This window comes from Deinococcus peraridilitoris DSM 19664 (assembly GCF_000317835.1).
GTDB lineage: Bacteria > Deinococcota > Deinococci > Deinococcales > Deinococcaceae > Deinococcus_A > Deinococcus_A peraridilitoris.
Genome location: NC_019793.1, coordinates 2,352,040 through 2,376,835, shown reverse-complemented (window position 1 = coordinate 2,376,835; position 24,796 = coordinate 2,352,040). Strand labels below are relative to the sequence as shown.

At 64.8% G+C, this 24,796-nt stretch carries 19 protein-coding genes; 11 read left to right on the top strand and 8 right to left on the bottom strand.

Annotated features, from left to right (window positions below):
* Positions 1 to 50: 50 nt before the first annotated feature.
* The 5 genes from DEIPE_RS11605 to DEIPE_RS11585 all read left to right on the top strand — a co-directional run bounded on the left by DEIPE_RS11605 (position 51) and on the right by DEIPE_RS11585 (position 4,263).
* Positions 51 to 899 carry an SDR family oxidoreductase gene (locus DEIPE_RS11605; RefSeq protein ID WP_015236159.1) on the top strand — a complete coding sequence of 283 codons (849 nt, stop codon included), beginning with the start codon at positions 51 to 53 and terminating at the stop codon, positions 897 to 899.
* The gene (locus DEIPE_RS11600; RefSeq protein WP_015236158.1) at positions 896 to 1,183 is read left to right on the top strand and encodes a hypothetical protein; all 288 of its coding nucleotides are present in this window, start codon (positions 896 to 898) and stop codon (positions 1,181 to 1,183) included. Before DEIPE_RS11605 ends, DEIPE_RS11600 begins: the two co-directional genes overlap by 4 nt.
* Positions 1,173 to 2,183: an NADPH:quinone oxidoreductase family protein gene (locus tag DEIPE_RS11595; protein WP_015236157.1), complete on the top strand. Its 1,011-nt coding sequence runs from the start codon at positions 1,173 to 1,175 to the stop codon at positions 2,181 to 2,183. Before DEIPE_RS11600 ends, DEIPE_RS11595 begins: the two co-directional genes overlap by 11 nt.
* Before the next feature lie 393 nt (positions 2,184 to 2,576).
* Positions 2,577 to 3,479, top strand: coding sequence for an ABC transporter ATP-binding protein (locus DEIPE_RS11590; protein WP_015236156.1), 903 nt, complete (start codon positions 2,577 to 2,579; stop codon positions 3,477 to 3,479).
* Positions 3,469 to 4,263 carry an ABC transporter permease subunit gene (locus DEIPE_RS11585; protein WP_015236155.1) on the top strand — a complete coding sequence of 265 codons (795 nt, stop codon included), beginning with the start codon at positions 3,469 to 3,471 and terminating at the stop codon, positions 4,261 to 4,263. The genes DEIPE_RS11590 and DEIPE_RS11585 overlap by 11 nt, the downstream gene beginning before the upstream one ends.
* A gap of 29 nt (positions 4,264 to 4,292) precedes the next feature.
* On the opposite strand, the gene DEIPE_RS11580 is transcribed toward DEIPE_RS11585, so the two are convergent.
* The 3 genes from DEIPE_RS11580 to galE all read right to left on the bottom strand — a co-directional run bounded on the left by DEIPE_RS11580 (position 4,293) and on the right by galE (position 7,715).
* Positions 4,293 to 5,423, bottom strand: coding sequence for a site-2 protease family protein (locus DEIPE_RS11580; RefSeq protein WP_015236154.1), 1,131 nt, complete (start codon positions 5,421 to 5,423; stop codon positions 4,293 to 4,295).
* Between the two features lie 174 nt (positions 5,424 to 5,597).
* Entirely contained in the window at positions 5,598 to 6,683 is a 1,086-nt protein-coding gene (locus DEIPE_RS11575) for a Gfo/Idh/MocA family protein (protein ID WP_217218444.1), read from the bottom strand.
* A 15-nt stretch (positions 6,684 to 6,698) separates the two neighbouring features.
* Complete coding sequence (galE, locus tag DEIPE_RS11570) at positions 6,699 to 7,715, bottom strand: UDP-glucose 4-epimerase GalE (RefSeq protein ID WP_015236152.1); 1,017 nt, start codon at positions 7,713 to 7,715, stop codon at positions 6,699 to 6,701.
* A gap of 790 nt (positions 7,716 to 8,505) precedes the next feature.
* Here galE and DEIPE_RS11565 point away from each other — a divergent pair.
* Positions 8,506 to 10,377: a discoidin domain-containing protein gene (locus DEIPE_RS11565; RefSeq protein WP_015236151.1), complete on the top strand. Its 1,872-nt coding sequence runs from the start codon at positions 8,506 to 8,508 to the stop codon at positions 10,375 to 10,377.
* A gap of 83 nt (positions 10,378 to 10,460) precedes the next feature.
* Here the strand turns inward: DEIPE_RS11565 and DEIPE_RS11560 are convergent, their stop codons facing one another.
* The gene (locus DEIPE_RS11560) at positions 10,461 to 11,549 is read right to left on the bottom strand and encodes a substrate-binding domain-containing protein (protein ID WP_015236150.1); all 1,089 of its coding nucleotides are present in this window, start codon (positions 11,547 to 11,549) and stop codon (positions 10,461 to 10,463) included.
* Positions 11,550 to 11,701: 152 nt separating this feature from the next.
* Here DEIPE_RS11560 and DEIPE_RS11555 point away from each other — a divergent pair, with 152 nt between their 5' ends.
* On the top strand, positions 11,702 to 12,880 hold the full coding sequence (locus DEIPE_RS11555) for an MFS transporter (protein ID WP_015236149.1): 1,179 nt from the start codon (positions 11,702 to 11,704) through the stop codon (positions 12,878 to 12,880).
* 11 nt (positions 12,881 to 12,891) lie between these two features.
* Here DEIPE_RS11555 and DEIPE_RS11550 read toward each other — a convergent pair whose 3' ends face one another.
* Complete coding sequence (locus tag DEIPE_RS11550) at positions 12,892 to 14,112, bottom strand: citrate/2-methylcitrate synthase (RefSeq protein ID WP_015236148.1); 1,221 nt, start codon at positions 14,110 to 14,112, stop codon at positions 12,892 to 12,894.
* An 80-nt stretch (positions 14,113 to 14,192) separates the two neighbouring features.
* On the opposite strand from DEIPE_RS11550, the gene DEIPE_RS11545 reads away from it, so the two are divergent.
* On the top strand, positions 14,193 to 15,536 hold the full coding sequence (locus DEIPE_RS11545) for an isopropylmalate/homocitrate/citramalate synthase (RefSeq protein WP_015236147.1): 1,344 nt from the start codon (positions 14,193 to 14,195) through the stop codon (positions 15,534 to 15,536).
* A gap of 439 nt (positions 15,537 to 15,975) precedes the next feature.
* Here DEIPE_RS11545 and DEIPE_RS22305 read toward each other — a convergent pair whose 3' ends face one another.
* Positions 15,976 to 17,037 (bottom strand): GGDEF domain-containing protein, encoded by a 1,062-nt coding sequence (locus DEIPE_RS22305; RefSeq protein ID WP_015236145.1) that lies wholly within the window; start codon positions 17,035 to 17,037, stop codon positions 15,976 to 15,978.
* A 425-nt stretch (positions 17,038 to 17,462) separates the two neighbouring features.
* Between DEIPE_RS22305 and DEIPE_RS24010 the strand changes: the two genes are divergently transcribed.
* Both DEIPE_RS24010 and DEIPE_RS25280 read left to right on the top strand, forming a co-directional pair.
* On the top strand, positions 17,463 to 17,927 hold the full coding sequence (locus tag DEIPE_RS24010) for a hypothetical protein (protein ID WP_052326690.1): 465 nt from the start codon (positions 17,463 to 17,465) through the stop codon (positions 17,925 to 17,927).
* 489 nt (positions 17,928 to 18,416) lie between these two features.
* Positions 18,417 to 18,548, top strand: a complete 132-nt coding sequence (locus tag DEIPE_RS25280) for a hypothetical protein (RefSeq protein WP_281167987.1) — start codon at positions 18,417 to 18,419, stop codon at positions 18,546 to 18,548.
* Between the two features lie 1,382 nt (positions 18,549 to 19,930).
* On the opposite strand, the gene DEIPE_RS11525 is transcribed toward DEIPE_RS25280, so the two are convergent.
* Positions 19,931 to 22,123 (bottom strand): MMPL family transporter, encoded by a 2,193-nt coding sequence (locus DEIPE_RS11525; RefSeq protein ID WP_015236143.1) that lies wholly within the window; start codon positions 22,121 to 22,123, stop codon positions 19,931 to 19,933.
* 21 nt (positions 22,124 to 22,144) lie between these two features.
* Complete coding sequence (locus DEIPE_RS11520) at positions 22,145 to 22,651, bottom strand: SRPBCC family protein (protein ID WP_015236142.1); 507 nt, start codon at positions 22,649 to 22,651, stop codon at positions 22,145 to 22,147.
* A gap of 275 nt (positions 22,652 to 22,926) precedes the next feature.
* On the opposite strand from DEIPE_RS11520, the gene DEIPE_RS11515 reads away from it, so the two are divergent.
* Complete coding sequence (locus tag DEIPE_RS11515) at positions 22,927 to 24,765, top strand: glycosyl hydrolase family 18 protein (protein WP_015236141.1); 1,839 nt, start codon at positions 22,927 to 22,929, stop codon at positions 24,763 to 24,765.
* Positions 24,766 to 24,796: the final 31 nt, after the last annotated feature.

Sequence of the window (24,796 nt, the reverse complement as noted above, 5' to 3'; positions counted from 1 at the left end):
CGGAAAGAAGACCGTTGTACCGTGGCAGCAGCGGTACCAGGAGGAAATCCATGAGAATTCTCGTGACCGGTGGAACCGGAACACTGGGTCGGCAGGTCGTGCGTGCACTGCAGACGGGCGAGGAAACCCGCGTCCGTGTCCTGAGCCGCCGGTCTGCCGGAGCGAAACCCGCAGGGCCGGAAGCCACCGAGCCCCAACGCGGTGTGGAGTGGGCGCAGGCGGACTTCACCCGGGGAGCCGACCTGAGCAGCGCGCTGGCAGGCGTTGATACCGTCGTGCATGCCGCGCACGACAGTGCCAGCCTGCTGCGTGGCGATCTGGGCGGCTTGCGTCATCTGCTGCGTGCCGTGGAGCGGGCGGGCACGGCGCACTTCGTGTACGTTTCGATCGTGGGTGCCGACCGCGTTCCTGGCATGCCCTACTACGCCGCCAAAGTCACCGCCGAGCGCATGGTGCAGCAAAGCGCCGTACCGCACTCCATCTTTCGCGCGTCACAGTTTCACGGCCTGATTGACGCGCTGCTGGGCGGGCTCAGTCGCGCGCCCTGGCTGCTGCTGCCCTCTGGCTGGCAGTTTCAGGGCGTCGACGTGGGCGAGGTCGGTGCACGGCTCGCCTTGCACGCAAGGCGTCCCGAAGCGGGTGAAGTGAACTTCGCAGGGCCAGAAGTGCGCACCCTCGGAGAGCTCGCGCGAGCCTGGCAGCAGGCTCGGGGAAAGCGCAAGCCCATCCGCGAGCTGCCGCTGCCTTTCGCGGCGTCCCGCGCCGTGGTGGCAGGACACCTGACCTCACCTGGCGCCGAGCGCGGACACCTGACCTGGGAGGAATGGCTGACCCGGCGCGCAGACCGTGCACAACGGCAGGGCTGCTCCTCAGGAGCGCCTGGTCAACTGAGGTCATGACGCTTCGTTCGGCGGGCGTGGTGCTTCTGATCGCGGCCGCCACCCTGCATACCCTGGAGCGGCTGGTGGCCGGCTACAGCCTGCCTGCACAGGCTGCCTCGCTGGGCGCGCTGCTGCGGGGACGCGACGCGGCGCTGGCGCTGCCCGGTGCGTTCGACAACGCCTACACGGTGCTGCTGGCCGCACTGGGCCTGCTGCTCTTGGGCTGGTCACTGTGGCTGGACAGTCGCGTGAAACGTTCACCTGCGGGCTCCGGGCAGGGTAAGCTCGGGCATGACGACTGAACCCGGTACAAAATCTGCCGTGAAAACCATGCGCGCCCTTTTCATCGAGCAGCTCGGCGGGCCGGAAGTGTTGCAGGTGCGCGAACTTCCCCTGCCCCTGCCCAGGGCGGGCGAGGTGCGGTTGAAAGTCGAAGCGGTCGGCATCAACTTCGCCGACATTCTGACGGTACGCGGTGAGTACCTCACCCGCACCCGCCTGCCGCTGGTTCCCGGTATGGAGTATGCTGGCACGGTCGAAGCGCTCGGTGAGGGCGTCAGCGGTCTGCAGTTGGGGCAGCGCGTCGCAGCCCTGGGCGGTAGCGGTGGTCTGGCCGAGTACGCCACCGTGCCGGTCACCTCGGTGCTGCCAGTCCCGCCCAACCTCAGCGCGCGGGAAGCGGCGGCTTTTCCGGTGTCGTTTTACACGGCCTACTTTTCGCTGGCGACGCTGGGTCAGGCCCGTGAGGGCGAGACGGTCGTCGTGCAGGCGGCCGCGGGGGCGCTGGGTACGGCCAGCATCCAGCTGGCCAAAGCCATGGGGCTGCAGGTCATCGCCCTGGCTTCCAGCGAGGAAAAGCTGCAAGTAGCGCGCAGCCTTGGCGCGGATCACGCCTTTCTCTCCGGACAAAAAGACCTCGTGGCGACCGTCAAGGCAGCAGCGGGCGGCAACGGCGCGAACCTGGTGCTGGAAGTGGTGGGAGGTGCGGGCTTTCAGGACAGCCTGGCCATGCTGGCTTTTCGCGGCCGGGTGGTCGTGATCGGCGCAGCCAGCCAGGAAGCGTCGAGCATGCGCCCCGTGGAGCTGATGAAAAAGAACCTCAGTGTCATCGGTATGTGGCTCACCTCTATGATGGGTGACGCGAACGCCATGCGCGAAGCGAACGCCTTTCTGAGCAGTGTGCTGGAAAACGGTCAGGCCCGGCCACAGGTCGGACAGGTGTTCACGCTGGAGCAGACCGGCGAAGCTTTCGAGTTCATCATGAGTCGGGCCAGCACCGGCAAGGTCATCATCGAACCCTGAGGGGTCAGCAGGCCGCATTTCAGCGTCGTTGTCAGGTACTGCTGGCCTATTGTCAGAAGATGAACTTGAGCGTAGAGTCGAATCAACGTGGGACCGGTCCCCATAGGCCGAACTGGTGGAGTCAGCTCAAGCTGGCTCCACTGTTTCTTTTGGTCCGGTCGTTTTGGTCCGGTCGTTTGGTCCGGTTTCCGCGTGACCTGGAGGTGCGGTCATGAACCGTGCAGAGGAATGGCAGGGCAACTCAGTTCCGGCAGGCTGTCTGCGGCAATCGGTCACTTCGGCGACCCCACCGCCATGGCGCGCTTTTCCTGACGCCGCCAGGATTCTGTCGCGAGCCTGCCCTCTCGCACAGGACCCCACAGATGACCCCGGTTACCTCTGCAGGAGCACACCATGACCGACCGTGTCATCCACACACGCGCACTTGCCAAGCTGTACCGAAATGGGGCCGGCCTCAAGCCCCTTGACCTCGAGGTGCAGCGCGGTGAAATCTTTGGCTTCCTGGGGCCAAACGGCGCCGGGAAAACCACCACCATCCGGACCCTGCTGGGGTACGTGCGTCCGACGTCAGGCAGCGCGCAGGTACTGGGGCTCGACATCGCGCGTCAAACCCGCCAGATTCACGCGCGAGTGGGTTACCTGCCGGGCGAACTGCGTCTCGACCCTGGTCTCACGGGCTGGCAGCTCTTCGACCTGATCGGCCGTCTGCGCGGCGGGTACACGCGCCCTTTCCTGACCGAACTCACCGAGCGTCTGGCCCTCGACCCCTCGCGGCGCCTCGGTACGCTCTCCAAGGGCAACAAGCAGAAAGTCGGCCTGATCGCGGCCTTGATGGGACAACCCGACCTGCTGATCCTCGACGAACCCACCGACGGCCTCGATCCGCTGGTGCACGACGAGGTGCTGCAGCTGCTGCGCGAAGCGCGCGCCGAGGGCCGCACGGTCTTTCTGTCCTCGCACGTGCTGGCCGAGGTGGACCGGGTGGCCGACCGGGTGGGCATCATCCGTGCCGGAGAACTGGTGACGGTGGCGAGCGTCGCACAGGTCAAGGCGCGCCTGCCGCACCGGCTGGAAGTGCGCTTCGCCTACCCCGTGCCAGACGGTGTCTTCAAAAAGCTCACCGCTCTGCAGGACGCCGAGATGCGCGGTGACACCCTGCACTGCGTGCTGGTCGGGGACGCCGACGGGTTCATCAAGACCCTCGCCGCTTATCACGTGCTCGACGTGCGCGGTCGTGAGCCCAACCTCGAAGACGCCTTCCTGACCTATTACCGTGAGGAGCACCATGTGGTCTGAACTGCTTCGTGACGATCTCCGCAACACCCGGCGCAACACCCTGTGGTGGGCGCTGGGCCTGGCCCTGTACGTCGCCCTGACCTGGGCCTTCTACCCCACCGTGCGCGACAACCCTGACATCGCACAGTTCGCGCAGCGCCTGCCCGAAGCGTTGCGTGAAGCGTTTGGCATGCAGGATTTCGTGTCCCCGGGTGGCTACGCCTGGGCGCGGATGTTCAGCCTGCTGCTCCCCATCACCCTGATCATTTACGCCGTTCGCGCCGGAACCCGCGCCATCGCGGGAGACGAGGAGCAGGGACGGCTCGAACTGCTCCTGGCCCAGCCGGTCACGCGCGGAGAGTTGCTGCTGGGCCGTGCGCTCTCGCTGGCGGTGAGCCTCGTGGTGCTGGGGCTCACGGTGTTCGTGGTGACACTGCTCGGCGCACGGCTGGTCGCCGCCGAGCTGGACCTGGCACGCTTGGCGCTCGCGAGCGTACAGGTGACGCTGCTGGCCTGGGCGCTGGGCGCGCTCGCACTGGCCGTCGGAACGGGGACCGGACGGCCGGGGCTGGCCTCGGGATTGACCTTCGCGTTCACCCTGGGCGCCTACCTGGTGCACAGCCTCTCGCCGCAGGTGGAGGCCCTGAAGAGCCTGCGAACCGTTTCACCCTTCTGGTACGCCATCGGCGAGAGCCCCTTCCGGGGTGAGGTCAACGTCACGAACGCGTTCGTGCTGCTGCTCGCGGGCACGCTGGTGGTGCTGCTGGCCGTCCCTGCCTTCCTGCGCCGCGACATCGGCCGCTGAAACCAAGAACGCAGCAGGAATGCCTCGGGTCAGGCACTTTCGATGCGGCGGGGCGAGCGGTCGTTGCCCTCGCCGCTGTACAGCTGCAGCAGCGCCATCAGCTGGTCGCGGCTGATCATGCCGTAGTACACGCCCTGCGCGTCCAGTACCGGCAGCTGGTGGACGTTGTGCTGCGTCATGACGCGCAGCGCGTCCATGGCGCCCGCCGTGGGAAGCACACTGTGCACTTCGGTGAGCAAGGCCGCGTCGGCGGTCATGAAGGGCCAGCGTTCACGTCCGGCGCCGCGCAGGGTGACCAGCGTCACGAGACCGAAGAAGCGGCCGTCCTCGACGACCGGATAGGCGCGCCGCCCGGTTTCCAGCACCAGATCGGCAATGGTCTGCAGCCGGGTGTCGCGCGGCACGGTGGGCCAGTCGTCCTGCGCGAGCGTTCGCGCCCGAGGTACCTGCGCGAGGGCCTGCTGCGCGCCGCTCTGGCTGGCTTCGGCAACTGCGGCGTTCTGCAAGAACAGTGCGATCACGATGATCCAGATGCCGCCGAAGAGGTTGCCGCGCAGCACTGTCAGCACCCCATAGGCAATCAGGCCCCAGCTGACAAGCGCACCGACGCTCACGGCCACCTGGGTGGCGCGGGCGAAGGACTTCGTGGCCGCCCAGATGGCGCCGCGCAGCACCCGGCCTCCATCGAGGGGAAAGCCCGGCAGCAGGTTGAACAAGGCCAGCAGCAGGTTGATGCGCGCCAGCCAGGCGCTCGCGACGCCCACCTCACCTCCGACCTGGGAAAGCAGCCAGAACAGTCCGGCCAGCACAAACGATACCACCGGACCGGCCAGCGCCACCCACACCTCGCTCAGACCGTTCTTGAGGTTGCCCTCGAGTTGCGCCACCCCGCCGAAAAAGAACAAGGTGATGCGCCGGACCTTGACACCCAGGCGAATGGCGGTCAGCGAGTGCCCCAGTTCGTGCGCGATCAGGCACACGAAGAACACGACCGAGGTGAATGCAGCGAGCAGCCAGTACACTGCCGGGGCGCGGTCCGGCAGGGCACCGGGAAAGGCCCCCGCCGCGAGTGACCAGGTCAGCAGAAGAAAAATGAACAGCCACGAAGAGTTGATTTCCAGCGGAATGCCGAACAGCCGACCCAGCGGCACGCCGCGCATCAGCGCACCACCGGGGACAGGGCGGGGCTTTGGAAGGGAGAAGTGCAACAGTACGACCGCATGACTGGCCTCCTGAGACAGACAGTAGGTTCAGTATCGGCATCTCCCGGGTGAGGCGGGTGCGCGGCAGGTTCAGGGGCCATACAGAAATGAAGCCAGCGTCCGAACCTCCATCTACCCGGCGCCTTCGGACAACTCGACAATCCGCCGCTCCTGGCTGGAACGAATGGCAGCCAGCGCGAGCGCGAGGCTGCCCAGGTTCTCCCGGCCAGAGCTGGGTGGCTCGGTACCATCACGGACCGCCTGCACGAAAGCGGCCAGCGCCCCGGCGCGATCGAGTTTTCCGGTGTCCGGCAGCGGCAGTGGCCGGGGGCGCCCATCCAGCGGGCGCAGGGTCACGTGGTCGGGGGTGGGCGTGTCACGGCTGGTCCAGCGTAACTCGCCACCCTCAGCGTCCATGCGCCACTCGCCGGCCCAGGGCGTCACTGGCCCAGAGCTCGCCCAGCTGCCCCGGTAGCTGACGACCACGCCGCCTTCAAATTCGATTGTGGCCACGCCGCTCGCCGGATCACGAAACGGGCTCCACTTCGGGTTGAAGGTCTGGCAGTCGATGCGCAGCGGCTCGCGGCCCAGTACGAAGCGCATCAGGTCGAAGTGGTGGATGGCCATATCGAGCAACAACGGATGAGGCAACGCATGGTGCGCGGTGGGTGCAGGACGGGCGCGGGCGCTGTCCCGGCGAAAATCGACTTCCACGAACCCGATATCGCCCAGTGTGCCCTCACGGACAATTTGGGCGGCCAGCTGAGGCGCCGGGTGAAAGCGGTAGTTTTGGCTGACCATCAGTGCCAGCTGGCGCTCACGCGCGGCGGCGATCACCTCGCTGGCCTGCGACAGATTCTCTGTGAATGGTTTTTCGACCAGCACCGGCAAATTCATCTGCAACGCGGAGAGCGCGATGGGAGCGTGCCCGGCCACCCCGGCTGTGATGAGTACTGCGTCGGCTGGCTGTGCTTCCAGGGCCTCGGCAAGAGAGGTGAAACAGCCCTCCTTCGGGGCGCCCTGCTGCTGCGCCAGGGACAGCGCCGTGATGTCGGCGTCGACCCACGCGACCGGCCTCACGGCGCGCTCTTTGTGCACGATGTTCATCCAGTCACGGCCCCAGCCACCCAGGCCGATTTGAATGAGGCGAAGGGGGGCAGCGTCCGACGGGACTTCGTGTTCGTTCATCATGCTCACCTCGACAGGCGGGCGTTTCACCACGGTAATCCGAATTTAACGTGTGGCTTTCTCAAAACCATGCGGATAGCGCCGGTGCCAGCGCCAGGCGCTCTCCACGATCTGGTCGAGATCGGTGTACTGCGGGGCCCAGCCGAGTTCGGCTTTGATGCGGCTGGATTCGGCCACCAGAAAGGCGGGGTCACCCGGGCGGCGCGGCGCGATTTCACGCGGGATCGGTGTGCCTACCACCCGGTCGGCCGCGTCCAGCACTTCCTTGACCGAAAAGCCGTGTCCCAGACCGACGTTGTAGGCGGTGCTGGGTGATCCGTCGAGCAGCGCCTGCACCGCCAGCACGTGCGCGCTCGCCAGATCGTCCACGTGGATGTAGTCGCGGACGCAGGTGCCGTCCGGGGTGGGGTAGTCCGTGCCGAAGATCTTCATCTTTTCGCGTTGCCCCAGGGCGGTGAGCAGCGCCAGCTCGATCAGGTGGGTTTTGTTGGGGTGCGCTTCACCGATTTCACCGCTGGCGTGGGCTCCCGACACATTGAAGTAACGCAGGTTGATGTGCGGCAGGCCGTAGGCCCGGTCATAAGCGCTCAGCACATGCTCGAAGGACAGCTTGGTCTCGCCGTAGACGCTGGTGGGACGCTTGGGGGCGTCTTCGGGAATCGGAATGACTTCGGCTTCACCGTACACGGCGGCAGTCGAGGAAAACACCACTGGTACGGGCGTATTTTCGGCAGTGCGGGTATCGAGCAGGGCGTTGGCGAGGTTCAGGCTTCCCAGCAGGTTGTTGCGGTAGAAGCGGCGCGGATCGCTCATTGACTCGCCTACCTCGATCAGTGCGGCGAAGTGGACCACCGCGTCCGGCTGATGGTCACGCAGTGCCGCCCGAACGGCCTCCTCGTCGAGCAGGTCGGCCTGCACGATGGCTACACCGTCAGGCAGGGCCTCCAGGTGCCCGGCTGAGAAGTTGTCGAGCACCACGACCTCGTGGTTTGCGTCCTGCAAGGCGCGAACCGTGTGCGATCCGATGTATCCTGCGCCGCCCGTCACCAGTAGTTTGCTCATGCTGATCTCCTTCACTCGGCGCAACGGTTTCCGACGAAAGCGTGCGCCATCGATCTCAGTATAACGAAAGAATCGAAGATTGCGAAAGATACGAAATAGCGATACTGCAACCCCTTGTCAGGATAAGACGTGTCAGACGGTCCGTGCTCAAGGCAACAGAAACGATGAACCTGGCCGCTCGGACCTTTCACGACAGGGGAGCAACGGTCACGGCAGGGCACGAACTCGCGCACTGGCCGACAAGTGGTCTTGCCAAGATATACGGACCTTTCCCGGAGCTGCTGAGCGGGAAGCGAGTGATGCTGGAACCAAAACGTGTCGGGCAGTATTCAATACCTTTAATTTCTAATAGACGCAGAAAAATGAGTGACTGGGATCAGGAGCATTTAGTGAGTACTCACTGAGAAACCTATCTTAATCCCGGCGAGAAACGCTCGATTTCTTTATACACCGTTCATTTTATTGTTGTAAAGCGAAGAATTTAATGATAACCAACAAGGGTGAGTACCGTGTGAGTATGCACATGAGAACGCGCTGTCCAAATATTTTTAATTGTTCCTTATGTGAAGCTCACTGTGTCTCCGCTGAAGAAATAGGCAAGAGGACTTCAACACTCTCCACACAAAAGGGAATCGGGCAAGCGACTTGGCGTTCACTCCTCTGACGCTGTCGCTGGTTGATGAGTATCAGCCTCAAGCACAAAAACCCCATTTCGAATCTGACTTCGCGTATTGCGCGTTCATACGGCAGGAACCTGCCGTTCCACCTTCCGGTACAAAGGAGAACTCACGTGCCCCAGACCAACCAGCTTCGACCGACCAGAACCTTGCAGTTCACCTTGCTCGGACTGACCAGCCTGCTGGCAGCATGCGGTACGGTGGGCCCCCAGCCAGGACCTGAGTCCAGCGAAGTTCAGGCGGACCAGCAGATACTGACTCCTTTGGCCTTGCCCGCAGATGCCCACCCCATCAAAGGCAGCACGGCCAGCAGCGCCACCAGTGACAGCAAGGCCAGCAGGTACTCCTGGGATGACCAGCTCAGCACCTGGTGGAGCGCCAGCAGCCTGGGCAGCTGGGTTCGCTACGACCTGGGCAGCGAAAAGACCATCGACTCCATCAGCCTGGCCTTTTACCGCGGCGCCAACCGCAAAGCCACCTTCGATGTCGAACTGAGCCGGGACGGCAGCAACTGGACCAAAGTGCTGAGCAAAGTGACCAGCAGTGGCAGCACCACCAACCTGGAGCGCTACAACGTCTCAGATCAAAGTGCGCGCTACATCCGGGTCACCAATCACGGCAACACCGAGAACAGTGCCATCGCCATCACCGAAGCCGTCGTTCACGGTGTGGGCAGCACCAGCAGCAGCGGTGACACCACCACCAGCACTGGCCGGACGTACTATGTGGACTGCTCGAACGGCAGTGACAGCAACAGCGGCACCTCGACCGGCAGCGCCTGGAGAAGTGTTGGCAAAGTGAATAACAGCTGGCTCAACGCCGGTGAACGCCTGCTGCTCAAGCGCGGCTGCACCTGGAATGGTCCCCTCAACGCACGCTGGAATGGGACCAGCAGCGCGCCCATCGTGATCGGAGCCTACGGCGAGGGTGATCTGCCGCGCCTGTACGGCGGCAATCCCGGTGCGGTCGCCATCACCGGCACCCACCAGATCATCGAGAATCTGCAGGTCACGGCGGACAAGCCCGCTCCGTACAAGTACGCCGTCAAGTGCAAGACCACCCCGATGGGTTGGCGCATCGGTTTCGCGTTCACGAACGGAGCCAGGCACAACACCGTGCGTCACTCCAAGGCTTACGGTCTGACGGGCGGCGTGCACCTGGCCGTCGGCGCCACCTACAACAAGGTGCTGAACAATACCCTGACCAACAACACCACCATGTCCTCCAACACCAACGATCCGGCCCTGGATAACTCGGGTGCCTGGGGCGTACTGATCAACGGAGATCACAACGAGGTCGCCTACAACTACTTCTCGGGAAATTCCGCATGCTCGGAGAAGTACACCATCGAAGGTGCCAGCCTGGAAGTGTTCCGCGCCAGCAACAACTACTTTCATCACAACACCTCGATCAACGACACCACCTTCACCGAGATGGGCGGCAAGCCCGACGACCGTGCCGAGAACAACGTGTACGCCTACAACCTGTTCGCGTCCCTCAACACGCCCTACAAAACCGGGGAAATGCTGGTCATTCGCGGCTGGAAGAGCTACTGGGGCGCCAATCCTGGCACGAAGTTCTACAACAACACCGCCTTCAACGTGAACGTCGGCATCTACTGCGGCGAGGGCTGTGACAGCAGCATCCTGAGTGCGCGCAACAACATCATCGTGATGCGAAGCGACGCCACCAAGGCCGCCCTGTGGACCGACGGCAACATCGACGAGGGCAACAACATCTACTGGCGCAACGGCGGCGGCAACCCCGGTGTAACCCGCCCTGGCGGCGTCAGCAGTTCTTCTCGCATTACCGAACCTCGCTTCGTGGACGCCTGGGGGCGCAACTTCGATCTGCGCTCTGACAGCCCGGCGGTGAACAAAGGCGTCTATGCTCCGGTGCAAAACCTGGGCATCAGGCTCGACCTCAAGAACCGCAACAATTTCGTGGGCGGCGCGCTCGACCTGGGCGCCCTCGAACGCCAGTAAACCCGGCGGCAAGTCATGAAGAAGAAGGCGCCGCCTCCGGGCGGCGCCTTCTTTTCGCTGCGCCGACGCTTACTGCCGGAAATTCAGGGGTGGGTGGGCACGGTGCGTCTTGGCGCTGTGGTGCCACGCACGACCAGCTCGGTTGGCAGCAGCTCGGGGGCAGCGGGCGTCTCACCTGCGAGTTGCGCGAGCAGCAGTTCTCCTGCCAGACGGCCCTTGCGCACCGTCGGCTGATGAACTGTCGTGAGGTTGAGCGCTCCAGCACTGGGCACATCGTCGTAGCCCACGATGGAGAGGTCCTCGGGAACACGCAGGCCCAGGTTGGCAGCCGCCCGCAATGCGCCCAGGGCCAGCTGGTCGCTCATGGCGAGCAGTGCGGTAGGCGCGCGCTCACCGCTCAGCAGCTCGCGGGCAAGGGTTTCTCCTTCCTCGGGGCTGTTCTCGTTGGCTTCCAGCACCTGTACGGCTTCCTCCCAACGCAGTCCCGCCGATTCGATCGCCCGACGGTAACCGCTCAGACGCTCCAGCGGTGGGCGAAAGGAAGCGCCCGCCTCGCGATCGGTGCACGGGCGGCCCCGGCGGCGGGGGAACTGCAGTTCCAGCGAAAGAATCCCGAAGGTGCGGTGTCCGAGATCAAGCAGATGCTGCGCCGCCTGGTGCGCGCCACCTTCGTCATCGATATACACGGCAGGCTGCCCGTAACTTACCAGCTGGTCGACCAGCACGCAGGGCACGCCGCGTGACAGCGCCGCCTGCAAAGAAGAGCTGCCTTCAGGCAGACAGTAGATGACGAAGCCATCCACGGCGGCACTGGTGACGGTGTCAGGACTGTCGGGGGTGGGCAGCAGCAGCAGGCTCAGGCCAGCCTGTTCAGTGGCGCTCGCTACCCCCTGCAAAAACAGCGCGGCTGCCGGGTCCGCGAAGGCATACGACAGGCGGTCGGCGTACACCACACCGATGGCGCCGGCCTGACCGCGCCGCAGGTTGCGGGCCAGCGGGTCCGGGCCCAGGTAACCCAATTCCCGCGCCGCAATCAGAATGCGCTCGCGCAAGGCGGGTGAAAGCTGGTCCGGACGGTTGTAGGCGTTGCTGACAGTTGCCGGCGACACCCCGAGGGCTGCAGCGACATCCTTGAGGGTAGCCCGCCGGCCGGGTAGCTTGGCGCTCGACATGAGGCCATGCTAGCATCTTCAAAAGTGCTCTGAATCGTTTCAGACAGGAAACAGAACGCGCAGCAACGGTAAGTTCCGGAGTAAGGTGGTCAGCAGGCCGTTCAGGCGCCGACACGCAGCAAAATTCACGCGACCAGGTCACCGAGGAATTCATGAGTGCAACCGAACTCTCCCCGCCCAACTCAGCGTCCGTGGCCATCCGTGGTCGCTGGGGCACCTCTGCCGTCTTCTTCCTGAACGGTTTCGTGTTCGCTTCCTGGGTGTTGCACGTGCCCACCATGCGCGACAAGCTCAACCTCTCCCCCGCCGTGCTGGGCCTCGCCCTGCTCGCCATCGCCGTTGGCAGCCTGCTCACCATGCCGCTCACCGGGACACTCGTGGCCCGCTTCGGCAGCCAGCTCGTCACCCGGCTGTTCGCGCTCGTCAACCCACTGGTCCTGCTGCCCTTGCTGCTCGCGCCCAACCTGGGCACACAGGTGGTGGCCCTCGCACTCTACGGCGCCGTATCGGGCGGGCTCGACGTGGCGATGAACGCCCAGGGTGTCGCCGTCGAACGGGCACTGAAAAAAGCAGTCCTGTCGTCCTTTCACGCCTGGTGGAGCCTGGGTGGGCTGGCAGGTGCGGGCCTCGGCAGCCTGCTGCTCTCACTGGGAGTCGCGCCCCTGTGGCACGTTTCCAGCGTGGCGCTGCCGTTTGTGCTGGTCGCCCTGCTGGCCGGCACGATTCTGCTGCCTCCCCGCTTCGACCTCCACGAGAACACCCCAGAAAAACCTCGCCAGCGTGGAATTCCACGTGTGATCGTCCTGCTGGGCGCGCTGGGCTTTGTGGGATTGCTGGGTGAGGGCGCGGTGGCCGACTGGAGCGCCGTGTACTACCGCGACTACCTGGGCGCCAGCATCGGGGGCGCGGGTGTGGGCTACGTCGCCTTCATTTTCGCCATGACCGTTGGACGCATGCTGGGCGATCAGGCCCGGGCGAAGCTGGGCGGCCAGTGGGTGTTGCGCGGTGGCGCGGCCCTGTCGTCCCTGGGGCTGCTGGCCGCGCTGCTCAGTCCTTCTCCGCTGCTCGCCGCGCTGGGCTTCGCCGCGTCGGGCCTGGGCATCGCCAACATCGTGCCAGTGCTGTTCGACGCCGCCAGCCGCGCGGGAAACGCCGGACCGGCCATCGCGCAGGTGTCGACCATCGCGTACCTGGGGTTTCTGGCTGGCCCGCCGGTGGTCGGTTTCGTTGCCGAGGCCACCAGCCTGGGCCTAGCGCTCGGGCTGGTGGCCGGCCTGATCGCCCTGGTGGCGCTGCTGGGCGGCCTTGCCTGGCGCCCGGCACGGCACTGATACGGCACACACTACGTGTCTCCCGGGGCGGCGAACGGGCGCGGCCCTACGTACCGCGCCCGGGGACGCAGCAGCTGCTGGCGTGATGCACTTTCCAGCGCGTGGGCCAGCCAGCCGACCGTGCGGCCCAGCGCAAAGAGCGCCACCACCTGGCCTGCCGTGAGCCCCATGATCCGGCCCAGCAGCGCCAGACCGAAATCGATGTTCGGCTGCTCACCCAGTTCGTTCTGGCTCAGCTCCTGCAATTCCCGGGCCGCGCGCAACGCCGGATGAGAAGTGCTCAACTGCGCGCACACGTTCAGCAGTTCACGGCCGCGCGGATCACCCTGGGGATACAGACGGTGCCCGAAGCCGACGGCTGCACCGTGCTGTGCCAACGTCGTCTGCAGGGCAGTTCGCGCACCTTGGGTTTCGGCGTTCGCCAGCAGTTCGTAGGCCAGCCCGCTCGACAATCCATGACGTGGCCCTTGCAGGGCGCACAGGCCGCCCAGAGCCGCGTGATAGAGGTTTGCGCCGCTGGAGGCCACACAGCGCGCCGTGAAGCTGCTGATGTTGAGTTCATGATCCGCGCACAGCACCAGCGCCGCGCGCAGCGTGTCCGCACCGTGTCCGCCCTTGAACCAACGCGAAGCGAGCTGCTGGTGCAGCAGTGCATTGACATCTGCAGGTACAGCGGGCACCCCCTGCGCCACGGCAAACAGCAGCTTCAACACCCGCGCCGCTGTATACGCTTGCGCTTCCGGCCGCAGGTCGTGGGCGCCCAGATCGTGCGCCGCGCCATGAGCGAGGACCAGCGCGAAGGACTCTGTCAATGGCGCGCCTTCAAAGCGCAACTGTGCCGGAGCTGTGACTTCACGGGCAAAAAGCCAACTGGCGGCCTCCCGATCTCCGGTCCAGAGCAGCGCGGCGACCTCTTCCAGGCTGGCGCGGCGTGACAGCGTCAACGCGTCTTCGCCTCGGTAGTACAGATGCCCGTCCTCGATCAAGGTGAGGGCAGAGTCGAGCAGCGGCGCGCCCCAGTGCAACGCTTCTTGCACGTTCCGGGCCGGGTCGCGCCTCGCTTCCTTGTGTCCGACGAGGGCGTGTACGTCCTCGGCCCGGTAGCGGCGATGACGCCGACCCGCCGGACCTTCTTCCGAACGAATGAGGCCGCGGCTCACGTAGGCGTACAGCGTCGCGCGGCTCACGCCCAACTGGGCTGCCGCTTCTTCAGCACTCAGGGTTTGGGACACGCCTCAGCGTAACATTGATTCTTTAATCAAGATTGACGACATATTGATAACAGAACTAGGCTCGAAAGCAGGAGGTTCTTATGACAGCGCTCCTCTCCAGCCGTATTCAGGACACACCACACCCCGAACTTTTCTTTGAAAGTTATCCGCCTGAAGGGTTTCCACGTTTTGCCTGGACCACGCGACCCGCCGGGCTCCCCCTGCAGGCCTGGACCACTGAAACGACCCATCGTGACGGCCAGCAGGGCGGTCTACCACTCACGGTCGAACAAGGCGTCATGCTTTACGACCTGATGTGCGCCTTTACCGGTGACAGCGGCGCCTTGCGACAAGCCGAGTTCTTCGTGTACCGTTCCTCGGACCGCGCCATGCTGGAAGCCGCGCTCGCCCGCTTTCAGGACGGAACCCCCGTCGAGCCGACCACCTGGATTCGCGCCACGCGCAAAGACGCCGAGCTGGTCAGCATCCTGGGTGTGCGGGAAACCGGCATGCTCGCGTCTGCAAGTGACTACCATACGTTCTACAAATTCAAACCGGCCGGACGGCAGGGCGCCGCCCACGCGTACCTCGGCGCGGTGGCAGCGGTGCTGGACGCGGGGCTGCGTCCCCGACTCCACCTCGAGGACGCCACGCGCGCTCCCCGTGAATTCCTGTTGCCCTTTGTTGAGGCGGTGCAGGAGCTTTGCTCGACTTACGGCGAAGCCCAGCGCCCCAAATTCCGGCTGTGTGACACCATGGGCCTGGGCTTGCCTTACGACTTCGTGGCCTGGCCGCGCAGTGTGCCCGGCATGGTTCGTGAACTGCGCGCGCAGGGCGTTGAGGGCGCATTCCTCGAATTCCATCCGCACAACGACACGCATCTGGCCGTGGCCAACTGTCTGGCCGCCGTGCTCGCCGGATGCGCCGCGATCAACGGCACGCTGCTGGGCAAAGGAGAGCGCACCGGCAACGCCGCGCTGGAAGGTGTCCTGCTGCACCTGATCGGCATGGATTTCTTCGAACGCGCTCAGCCGGACTTTCATGTGCTCAACGACCTGGCCGCCCTGTACGAGACGCTGGGTCATGGCGTACCCGCCAAATACCCGCTGTACGGCAAGGACGCCCACCGCACCCGCGCGGGCATCCACGCAGACGGTCTCAACAAGTTCTGGCCGATGTACGCCCCCTTCGATGTTCCGAAGTTACTCGGACGTCCGCTCGAACTGTCACTCACCAAGGACAGCGGCCTTGCCGGGTTGATCTTCCTGATCAAAAGCCACACGGGCATCGAGCTGCCCAAGACCCACGTGGGCCTGCATGCCCTGAACGCCGAGCTCGCTGTCGAATTCGATGCCGGACGACAAACAGCCGTCGAGTGGGAAGAAATCGCGACACGCGTGTATCCGCTCATTAACGCTCAGGCCAGCGAAGCCGAACACTCCTGAGACAGCTGAAGGCGAACCCACCAGGACACCCGACCTCAGATAAAGTCCCTCCCACTTGAGTTTTGGTGTTCTCCCAAAACGTGGGGCGAGCGGAGGCGAGTCGGGGAAGCGTGTCTGCCGCTGGGTTCTGTAGTTCTGGGTGCTGTTCCCCGAACGGAAGAACTTAAGCGGCAGACATTTAGAGCGTTATCCGTTCCAGTGTCGGGCCCACCCGCTCCGCTCGGTCGGCGCCACCGATCGGTAGAGGGCCATGACGCTGACCACCGTTATGAATCACCCGCACGCCTTATTCGGCCAAGGTTCGTTTGTGCGGCGCCAGCCGGTCCTGCGCCTCCTCGGAGTCAATGTCCCCCGTGTGCGCCGCGCCATCACCTGCGCCGCGCACCAGCGATTTGCGCTGAAGTAGCCATGTCGTATGTTGCCCGAGCTGCCCGGCCGGTCACGGCTCGGCGGTCCGTTCGTCGTTCTCGGCGCATACCCGGTTGCGGCCTTCGCGTTTGGCGCAGTACAGCGCCTCGTCGGCGCGGCGCAGCAGGTCTTCCAGCGAGTCTCCCGCCCGCCAGACGGCCACGCCGAAACTGGCCGTTATGCCTCGGCCCGGCAGCAGATCGGACTGCTCGACCTGAAAACGCAGGCGTTCGGCCACCTGCAGCACATCGGGCAACTCAGCACGGGGCAACACCACCAGAAACTCCTCGCCTCCCCAGCGGCCCACCTCGTCCCCGTCGCGTACCCCGGTTCGCAAGGCGTCTGCCACCCCACGCAGCACCAGATCGCCCACCGCGTGCCCGAGGTCGTCGTTGACAGCCTTGAAACGGTCCACGTCGACCAGCACCACACTGAAGTTCATGCTGCCCATCACCTGCTCCAGCACGCGGTACATGCCACGCCGGTTGGGCAGGTCGGTCAGGGCGTCGGTGTCCGCCAGGCGTTGCAGTTGCAACCGGGACGAACTTTCCTCGGCACCCCATTGCCGCAGCCACACCAGGCTATAGAGCAGCACGATAACAGTGAGGTCAGCCGTTTGCCGGATAAGGGCCGCGAACCAGAGTTCATGACCAGCGTCCTCGCTGGCCAGCACGGCCCAACCGGTCGTCACCATCACGGCGTACAGAGCACCAGAAGCCACCACGGCGGCGCGGGGTTGCAGTTGCAGGTAAGCCGTGAGCGACACGATGATCAGCAGGGTATTTTCCAGCCCCCGAAGCGGTTGCGGAGTTGGCCACAACACGCGCGAAACGAACACCAGGATGGCAAACAGGTACAACAGCGCAAATCCGTAACGCTCGGTGCGTGGTGCGGGATCGCCCCGGGCAAAAGTCGCCAGCGCCCACAGCAGACACAACGACAGCAGGGGCGGCGAGATCAGCAGCAACAGGTTGTTCCCGTCGTACGCGTGGGTATATACCCACCAGGCGAGCAGCGCCAGCAACGCCAGCGCGATCGACAACACCGATACGCGTTGTTTGGTGGGATTGAGCAGACCGGAATGTGGGGGCATAAGCAGATGACGTTCGCGTCACCAACGAACATCTCTCATTCAGCTTACATACTCAGCGCATTTGTGAGAAAATCGAGGCTTTCGAATGCCTTCATGCTCAGGAACGGCGTGCCAGTTGGCGACAGATGAGTGGCACCTCTGCCCTTGCCCGAAACCTATGGCAGGCCTCAGGCGAGGTCCTAAAACTGGCAGGCACGTCACCGGAAATAGCGAAAGTGGCGGAACATTCCGCCACTTTCGCTATCTCCCAGAACCTTTCTGTTTGTCCTTTCCGTTGTCTTTTTTGTCTTTCTCGTTCTCTTTGTTGTCCTTGTCCCCTTTATCTTTGTTGTCCTTATCCCCTTTGTCCTTCTTCTCCTTCTCACCGGGCGTGTCCTTGGGAAGGTCAGGAAGCACGGGCCCTGGGGGGGGCGTCGGCACAGGTAATGCCGGCGCAGGAGAAGGGTCTGGAGCGGGCGGTGTCGGAGGCGTTGGCGCAGGGGCCGGAGCCGCCACAGGAGGAGTCGGAGCAGCGGGAGGCTGGGGTACTGGCGGTTCTGGAACAGGAGCAGGAACCGGAGGAACAGGCAGTCCAGGTTTCTGCGGTGGTTCAGGTTTCTGCGGTGGTTCAGGTTTCTGCGGTGGTTCAGGTTTCTGCGGTGGTTCAGGTTTCTGCGGTGGTTCAGGCTTCTGCGGTAGTTCAGGCTTCTGTGGTAGTTCAGGCTTCTGCGGTGGTTCAGGCTTCTGCGGTAGTTCAGGCTTCTGTGGTAGTTCAGGCTTCTGCGGTGGTTCAGGCTTCTGCGGTGGTTCGGGGGGCGTGGGTGCCGGAGGTGTGGGTGCCGGAGGTGTGGGTGCCGGAGGCGCAGGGATGGGTGGCGCCGGGGCGGGCGGCAGTTCCGGCGCAGGCTTGACTGGGTCGGGAGTTGGCTGTGGTTCACGAGGCACCACAGGCTCAGTCGGCACTGGAACCGGCGGAATCGGCGGGGTAGGCGTGGGTAAAGAGGGCACGGGCGGCGGAGTTGGGGCCGGCACCGAAATGACCGGCTTCGGTGGCTTGGGATCGGGAGAAGGCTTCTGGGGCTCAGGTTTCTGGGGTTCAGGCTTTCCAGGCGCTGGCCGCTGAGGAGCCGGCTTCTGAGGCACTGGTTTTTCAGGCACTGGTTTCGGCAATACCGGGCTGGGCGGCACACCTGGTGGCACTGGGCTCGGCAAGGGTGGTGCCGGGGGCGCCGGTTTGGGGGGTGTCGGCTCGGGTGGTGCAGGTTTTGAAGGTACAGGCTTAGGCGGGGGTGGGCTGGGCGGCGCAGGTTGTACGGGCGCCGGTGTGGGCACGACAGGGGCGGGTGGCACCGGTCGGGAAGGCAGGGGACGCGGCTGGGGTGCCGGCTGAGGAACGGGTTGTGGCGGCTGAGGCCGAGTCGGCGGAGTTGGCGCAGGAGCAGGACTCCACCTGGGAGGTTCCGGCGCGGGCTGGGCTGGCGGCGCGGGTACAGGAGCAGGCAGGGGTTGAGGCGTTGCCGGGGGAGCAGTGATCGGCCGTGGCGCGACCGGCTGAGGCGCGGGGGTCGGGGGAGCAGTGACATCGCGGGGTGCTGGCTCACCCGAAGTCGGCTCGCTCGGCGGACTGGGCCGCTGAACGCTAGCCGGAGGCTCGGGCAGGTCGCGGGACGCTGGAGGAGCGGTTGGCGTGGGAGTCGGTAAGGCTGGGATGGGCTGGGCGGACGTCTGCCCAGCCGGAACTGGCGGTCTCGGAACTTGGGAACGTGACTCCAACTGCGCCGGGGCGCTTCGCCCCTCCGAGGCCACCCCGACGCGCACCACGGGGGCTGCCTGGAGCGCAGGAGCCGCCTGTACGGGCGTGGTCCGGGCAAGTGGGGCTGACGCGTCAGCAGGAACGCTGGCGTTCAGGGCGACGGGTTGCCGAATGGCTTCCTGCTGAGAGGGCGCCGCACCAACCACTGGCACCCTGGCCCTGACAGACGGTGCAGGGATGCTCGGTGCGGCAGTTCTTGGCGGTGCCACTTCACGCACGTCAGGCACAGGGGTGCGGACTGGAGCTGCCTGCTGGGCGGCGTTCGTGCCAACAGGGCGCGCAGGCGCCCGAGGTGTGGGCTGCGGGCTTGGCACCGCACCGCGAGTCCTCAGGTTCAAGGCGGCGACATCCGATGCGGCCTGAGGCTTAGCTGCCAGCGGCGCGGCGGACACCGTTCGCGGGACCGGCGGACCGGCCGGTGACTCGAGCAACCTCGCCGTCAGGGGCAGGTTTCGAATGAGCGACAACGTTCCCACTCCATCCGGAGCCAGGTAAGCCACGCCCAGCAGGGCCAGTCCGACGGGCACCAGCCCGCCACTCCAGCGTAGGCGACGCGTACCTTTTGCCAGGTGCCAGGCATGCACGCCGAGCATCAGGCCAATGGCGACCAGAAAACCACCGCCAAGCCATAGCACGCTGGCGCTGCTGCTCTCCGTACGCCACAGCAACGGCAGACCGACGGCGCTCACGAACAGGGAGCCAGCAGTCCAGGCGCGGCGGCTGAGCGGTCCGAAACCGAAGACCGGCGGGGCAAGGAGCAGCAGCGCGCCGCCCAGCAGCAACGCCAGATGAGGAACTGTCAGCGCCAGAATTGCGCTGAGGGCCACCCCGGCTGCCCACACCGGACGAATGCCACGCTTCAAGAGCGTACCCGTTTCGGCAGGCCACGGCGCGTCTCAGTGTCGGGACAGGGAACGGAAGGGCGAGCCGATCCCGCCATGATGACCTCTTGCATAGGCCAACACTACGGCGTCACCATGACCCCCAGGCACGCATCTCTTAAGCTCCTGGTAGACAGTTTTTCATGAGTGGCGTTTTCGCTCCGGCCCTTAGCCGGAGCGGGGCGTTGCCAGCAAGGCTCCTGACTGATCGTGAGTCACCTCAGTGTTCCAGGCTGACCTGAGGCAGCCGCCGGTCGAGCCAGCGGGGCAGCCACCAGTTCCAGCGCCCGGCGAGCTTCAGAAAACCCGGCACCAGCACCATACGCACCAGGGTCGCGTCGAGCAGTACCGCGACTGCCAGCCCCAGCCCGATGCTCTTGTTGGCCACCACCCGCCCCGAAATAAAAGCGCAGAACACGATGAACATGATCACGGCCGCCGACGTGATGATGCGTCCGGTCCGGCCCACTGCCAGCACCACCGCCTCGTCGTTCGAGGCACCCCTCAGATGCTCTTCTTGTACGCGTGACAGCAGGAAAATCTCGTAATCCATGCTGAGGCCGAACAGCACCGCGAACAACAGCAGCGGCAGCGAGGAATCGAGTACCCCCACGTCCTGCGGAATGCCGAGGGCGGACGCGAAAACGCCCTGCTGCACCACCAGCGTCACCACACCGTAGGCCGCACCGACGGTGAGTAAATTCATCACGACGCTCTTAAGTGGAATGACGAGGGAACGAAACGCCACGGCCAGCAAAACGAAGGTTCCCGCGAGCACCACTGTGATGGCCAGGGGCGTGGCATCCACCAGCGCCTGCGTGAACTCGCGGCCTCCGATGGGCGCGCCGCCCAGCAGATACGGCCGCCTTTGGGCGTCGAGCACCTCACGCAACCGGGAAGCAAAAACGTCCACCTGATCGGTCCGCAGATTGTGTTCGGGCAGTACGGTCACGCGCAGAAACTGGCGGTCACGCGAAAAGGTACGGTTGGTGATCGCCACCAGATCACTCAGGCCACCGGCGCCCGCCACCTGCTCGGGTCGTACGAACGGCGAAACGACGGCACTCACCCCGGGCACCGCTTCCAGCCGGTTCACGAGGTTCCGGAATTCCGCACGGGTCTGGGCGTCGTAAGGCTGTCCTTGCAAGTCGAGCACCACCTCGAAGGCCGAGAGCAGTCCTCCCGCCCCCAGGCCCTCGACGGCTTTCAGGGTGTCGCGCGACTCCACGCCGGGCGTCAGGCCCCAGGCGCCCGCGTACCCCAGGCGCATGTCGAGTGCGGGCAGCGCCAGCACCAGCAACACGGCGCTTGACGACAGTACCGCCAGCCACGGACGCCGGATGACGCGCCTTGCGAAGTTGCTCCAGGCGCGGCTGGCCCCGGCATTCTGACTCCAGGTGATCCGCAGGATTCTGGGGCTGTTCACCCGGGCGCCCAACAGCACGAACAAGGCAGGCAGCGCCGTGATGCTGGCCAGCACCGTCAGCAGCATGACCAGCACACCACCGACTCCCATCGAGCGGACAAAAGCCAGCGGCGGAATGAGGAGTGCCGCCATGGCCAGCGCAACCGTCAGTCCCGAGAACACCACGCTTCGTCCGGCGGTGAGCACGGTGCGCCGCGCCGCTTCGGCGGCCGGATGGGTCGTCAGCTCCTCGCGAAAGCGGTTGACCATCAACAGGGCGTAATCGATTCCGGCGCCCAGCCCCAACAGGGTCACCACGCTCTGCGCGAAGGTGCTGACCTCCATGAACTGTGCCAGGCCGTAAATGCCCGCGAGCGCCACGGTGATCGACATCACCCCCATCAGAAGCGGCAGCAGGGTCGCTACCAGGGCGCCGAACACCGCGAGCAGTACCAGAGCGGTGATTGGCAGGGCGGCAAGTTCACTGCGCTTGGTGTCCTGCTCGGCAAAGGCCGTAAAATCCTCTGCAATGGGCTGCCCACCGGTCACGCTGACCTTCAGAACACTCGACTGCTCACGTGCGAGGCGGCGCACTTGCGCGAGGGTGGCACGGTCCTCGGCGTTCAGCTGCACGACCGTCAGGGTGACCTTGCGGTCAATGCTCTGCGTACGCAGCGGGCTCGCCGCGTCGAACGGGCTGACGCTCAGCATACCCCTCAGCGCGCGCAGCTCACTCACGAAGGCGTCGTAGCGAACGCGAAAACGAGGATCGTCGGACAGGTAGGCAGCGCGCGTGACCAGCAGCACGGCACTGTCTCCGCGCTCACCGAACTCGCGCTCCAGAATGCGCGTGACGCGCGTACTTTCGGCCTGCTCGACCGCTCCCGGGTTGGCGCTGAGGGCGCCGGGCGCCAGGCGGGCAAAGGGCAAGGCAAGGAGCAGCGCCAGGACCCAGAGTCCCAGCACCACCAGCGGAAAACGCGTCACGAAACGGGCAAGGAACGACACCCACCAAGTAGACCATGCCCCTCAGGAGCGCGGCAGTGTGTTTGCTTGCCGGAATTCGCCCACGGGCGACTCCTCAGCGCCGAGCTGACAGGCTTCACGTTCCAGCCGCTGAAAGAAGTGCTCAGCCTTCTGCTGCACGACGCCACCCAGCAGCCGGCTGCCGAACGTGGCCAGCAGGCCGCTCAGTTGCGGGGTTCCTGCCCAGCGAACGCGCGTGCCTCCATCCTGCTCGGTCAGCTCCAGACGCCCGCTGGCTTTCACCACGCCAAAGGGCGCTCGGGCTTCGAGGGCGAGGGTCATGCGCTCGGGTGCCTGCGTCTCCGTGATCGTGACCCGCCCGTGAAGGGTACCTCGCAAACGGCCCACCGCGAGTTCCACCGCGCCGAGCAGGACCCCGTGGGTGTCACGCGTCAGGCTCTGGACGCCCGGGACACAGCGTCTCAGGATTTCCAGGTCGTGGAGTGCGGCCCAAACCTCCGCGCGGTTTGCTCGTATGGTTGATTCCCCTTCGATCAGCAGAGTTGACACCTCATCATCATGATCTTTTTGTACCTGCCTCAGGGTCCCGACGGCACTTTTTCGGTGTCAGGGGGATCTGTGTCCGTCGCCTTCGGCCCCAAAGCGCAGGCGCAAGAGGCGTGAACAATTTCATCGCCTGAAAATTTTATTCATAAGACAATAGCGAAGCCGGCAAATAATTTCTCCGAAAAATCGCAGACCGTTCGAAAGCGTTTTCACAGCTTGGCGTACCCGTAGCATTTGTGTCTCCCGCAAACTGCTGGCTCGCCGCAAAGGAGTGATGCATGTTCTACGGATCGCGCCATGCCTACGCCCTCGGCCTCGTCATGCTCACGTTAGGACTCAGTGCCTGCGGTCAGGAAGCGGCTTCCACCTCCGGTGCGCGCCTCCAGGTCGCGGCAGTCTGTACCAGCTGGACCGAAGGACCCACGTACACGGTCGGACAGGTCGTCACCTATCAGGGCCTGACCTACACCGCCCTGCAGACCCACACGGCCCATCCCGGCACCAATTGGAACCCCAAGGATACGCCCAGTCTCTGGAAGCAGGGCGGAACCTGCGACGGGGCGCCCCCTCCCTCCGGCGACACCACCGCACCCAGCGTCAGCCTCAGCGCCAGCCCCAGCAGCCTGAGCGCCGCCGGTACCGTCACGCTGAGCGCTTCGGCCAGCGACAACGTCGGGGTCAGCAAAGTCGAGTTCTACAAAAACGGCGCCCTGCTGAGTACCGACACCAGCGCGCCGTACAACGCCAGCGACACCTTCAGCAGCGGCGCGCAGAACGGCACGTACAGTTACACCGCCAAAGCCTTTGACGCCGCCGGCAACACCAAAACAAGCGCTGCCGCGAGCGTGACGGTGAACATCTCCGGCGGCACGACCCCACCCCCGCCCTCCACCAACGGCCTCAAGCACGTCGCGTACTTCGTGCAGTGGGGCATCTACGGACGCGGCTACAACGTCAAGAACATCGACACCAGCGGCTCGGCGGCCGGTCTGACGCACATCAACTACGCCTTCGGAACGGTGACGCCGGGTGGGGAATGCTCGGTCACCTACGGTGGACAAAGCGACTCGTTCGCCGATTACACCAAGGCCTTCGACGCGGCCACCAGCGTCGACGGCGTGGCTGACACCTGGAGTCAGACGCTGCGCGGCAACTTCAATCAGCTCAAGAAGCTCAAGGCCAGACACCCCAACCTCAAGGTCATGATTTCCCTGGGTGGCTGGACCTGGTCGAAGTATTTCAGTGACGCCGCGCTCACCAGCGCCTCGCGCCAGAAACTCGTGAGCTCGTGCATCGACCTGTACATCAAGGGCAACCTGCCCAGCACCGACGGCGCCGGCGGACCCGGCTCGGGCCTGGGGGTCTTTGACGGCATCGACATCGACTGGGAGTACCCGGCGAGCGAAGGCAACCCTGGCAACATCGTGCGCCCCGAGGATACCCAGAACTTCACCCTGCTGCTGCAGGAGTTCCGGCGTCAGCTCGACGCACTGGGCAGCCAGACCGGCAAGCGCTACTGGCTGTCGGCCGCACTGCCCGCCGCGCCCAGCAAAATCGCCAAGCTGGAAGTCTCCAAGATTTCCGGCGTGCTGGACATGCTCAACCTGATGACCTACGATTTCCGGGGAGCCTGGAACGCCACCGGACCCACCAACTTTCAATCGAACCTCTTTCCCCATCCGAACGATCCCGGCACCGGAGAGGAAAAGAACTTCAGCGTCGACAACGCCGTCAGCACTTACCTGCAACGCGGCGCGAGCGCCAGCAAGCTGGTGGTGGGCATTCCCTTCTACGGCCGGGGCTGGACCGGCGTGCGCAACGCCAACAACGGCCTCTACCAAAGCGCGACGGGTCCGGCACGCGGCACCTACGAAGCGGGCATCGAGGATTACAAGGTGCTCAAAAACGCGCCGGGCAGCGTTTTCCGTGACGCGACCACCAAGCAGATCTGGAAGTTCGACGGCAGCACCTTCTGGAGCTACGACGATCCGCAGGTCATTGCGGACAAGACCGCCTACATCAAGCAAAAGGGCCTGGGGGGCGCCATGGTCTGGTCGCTCGACGGCGACGACGCCAGCGGCACCTTATCGAAAGCGATCGGAAACGGCCTGCGCTGAAGCGCCGATCCGCCGCAACTTCATAGCAATC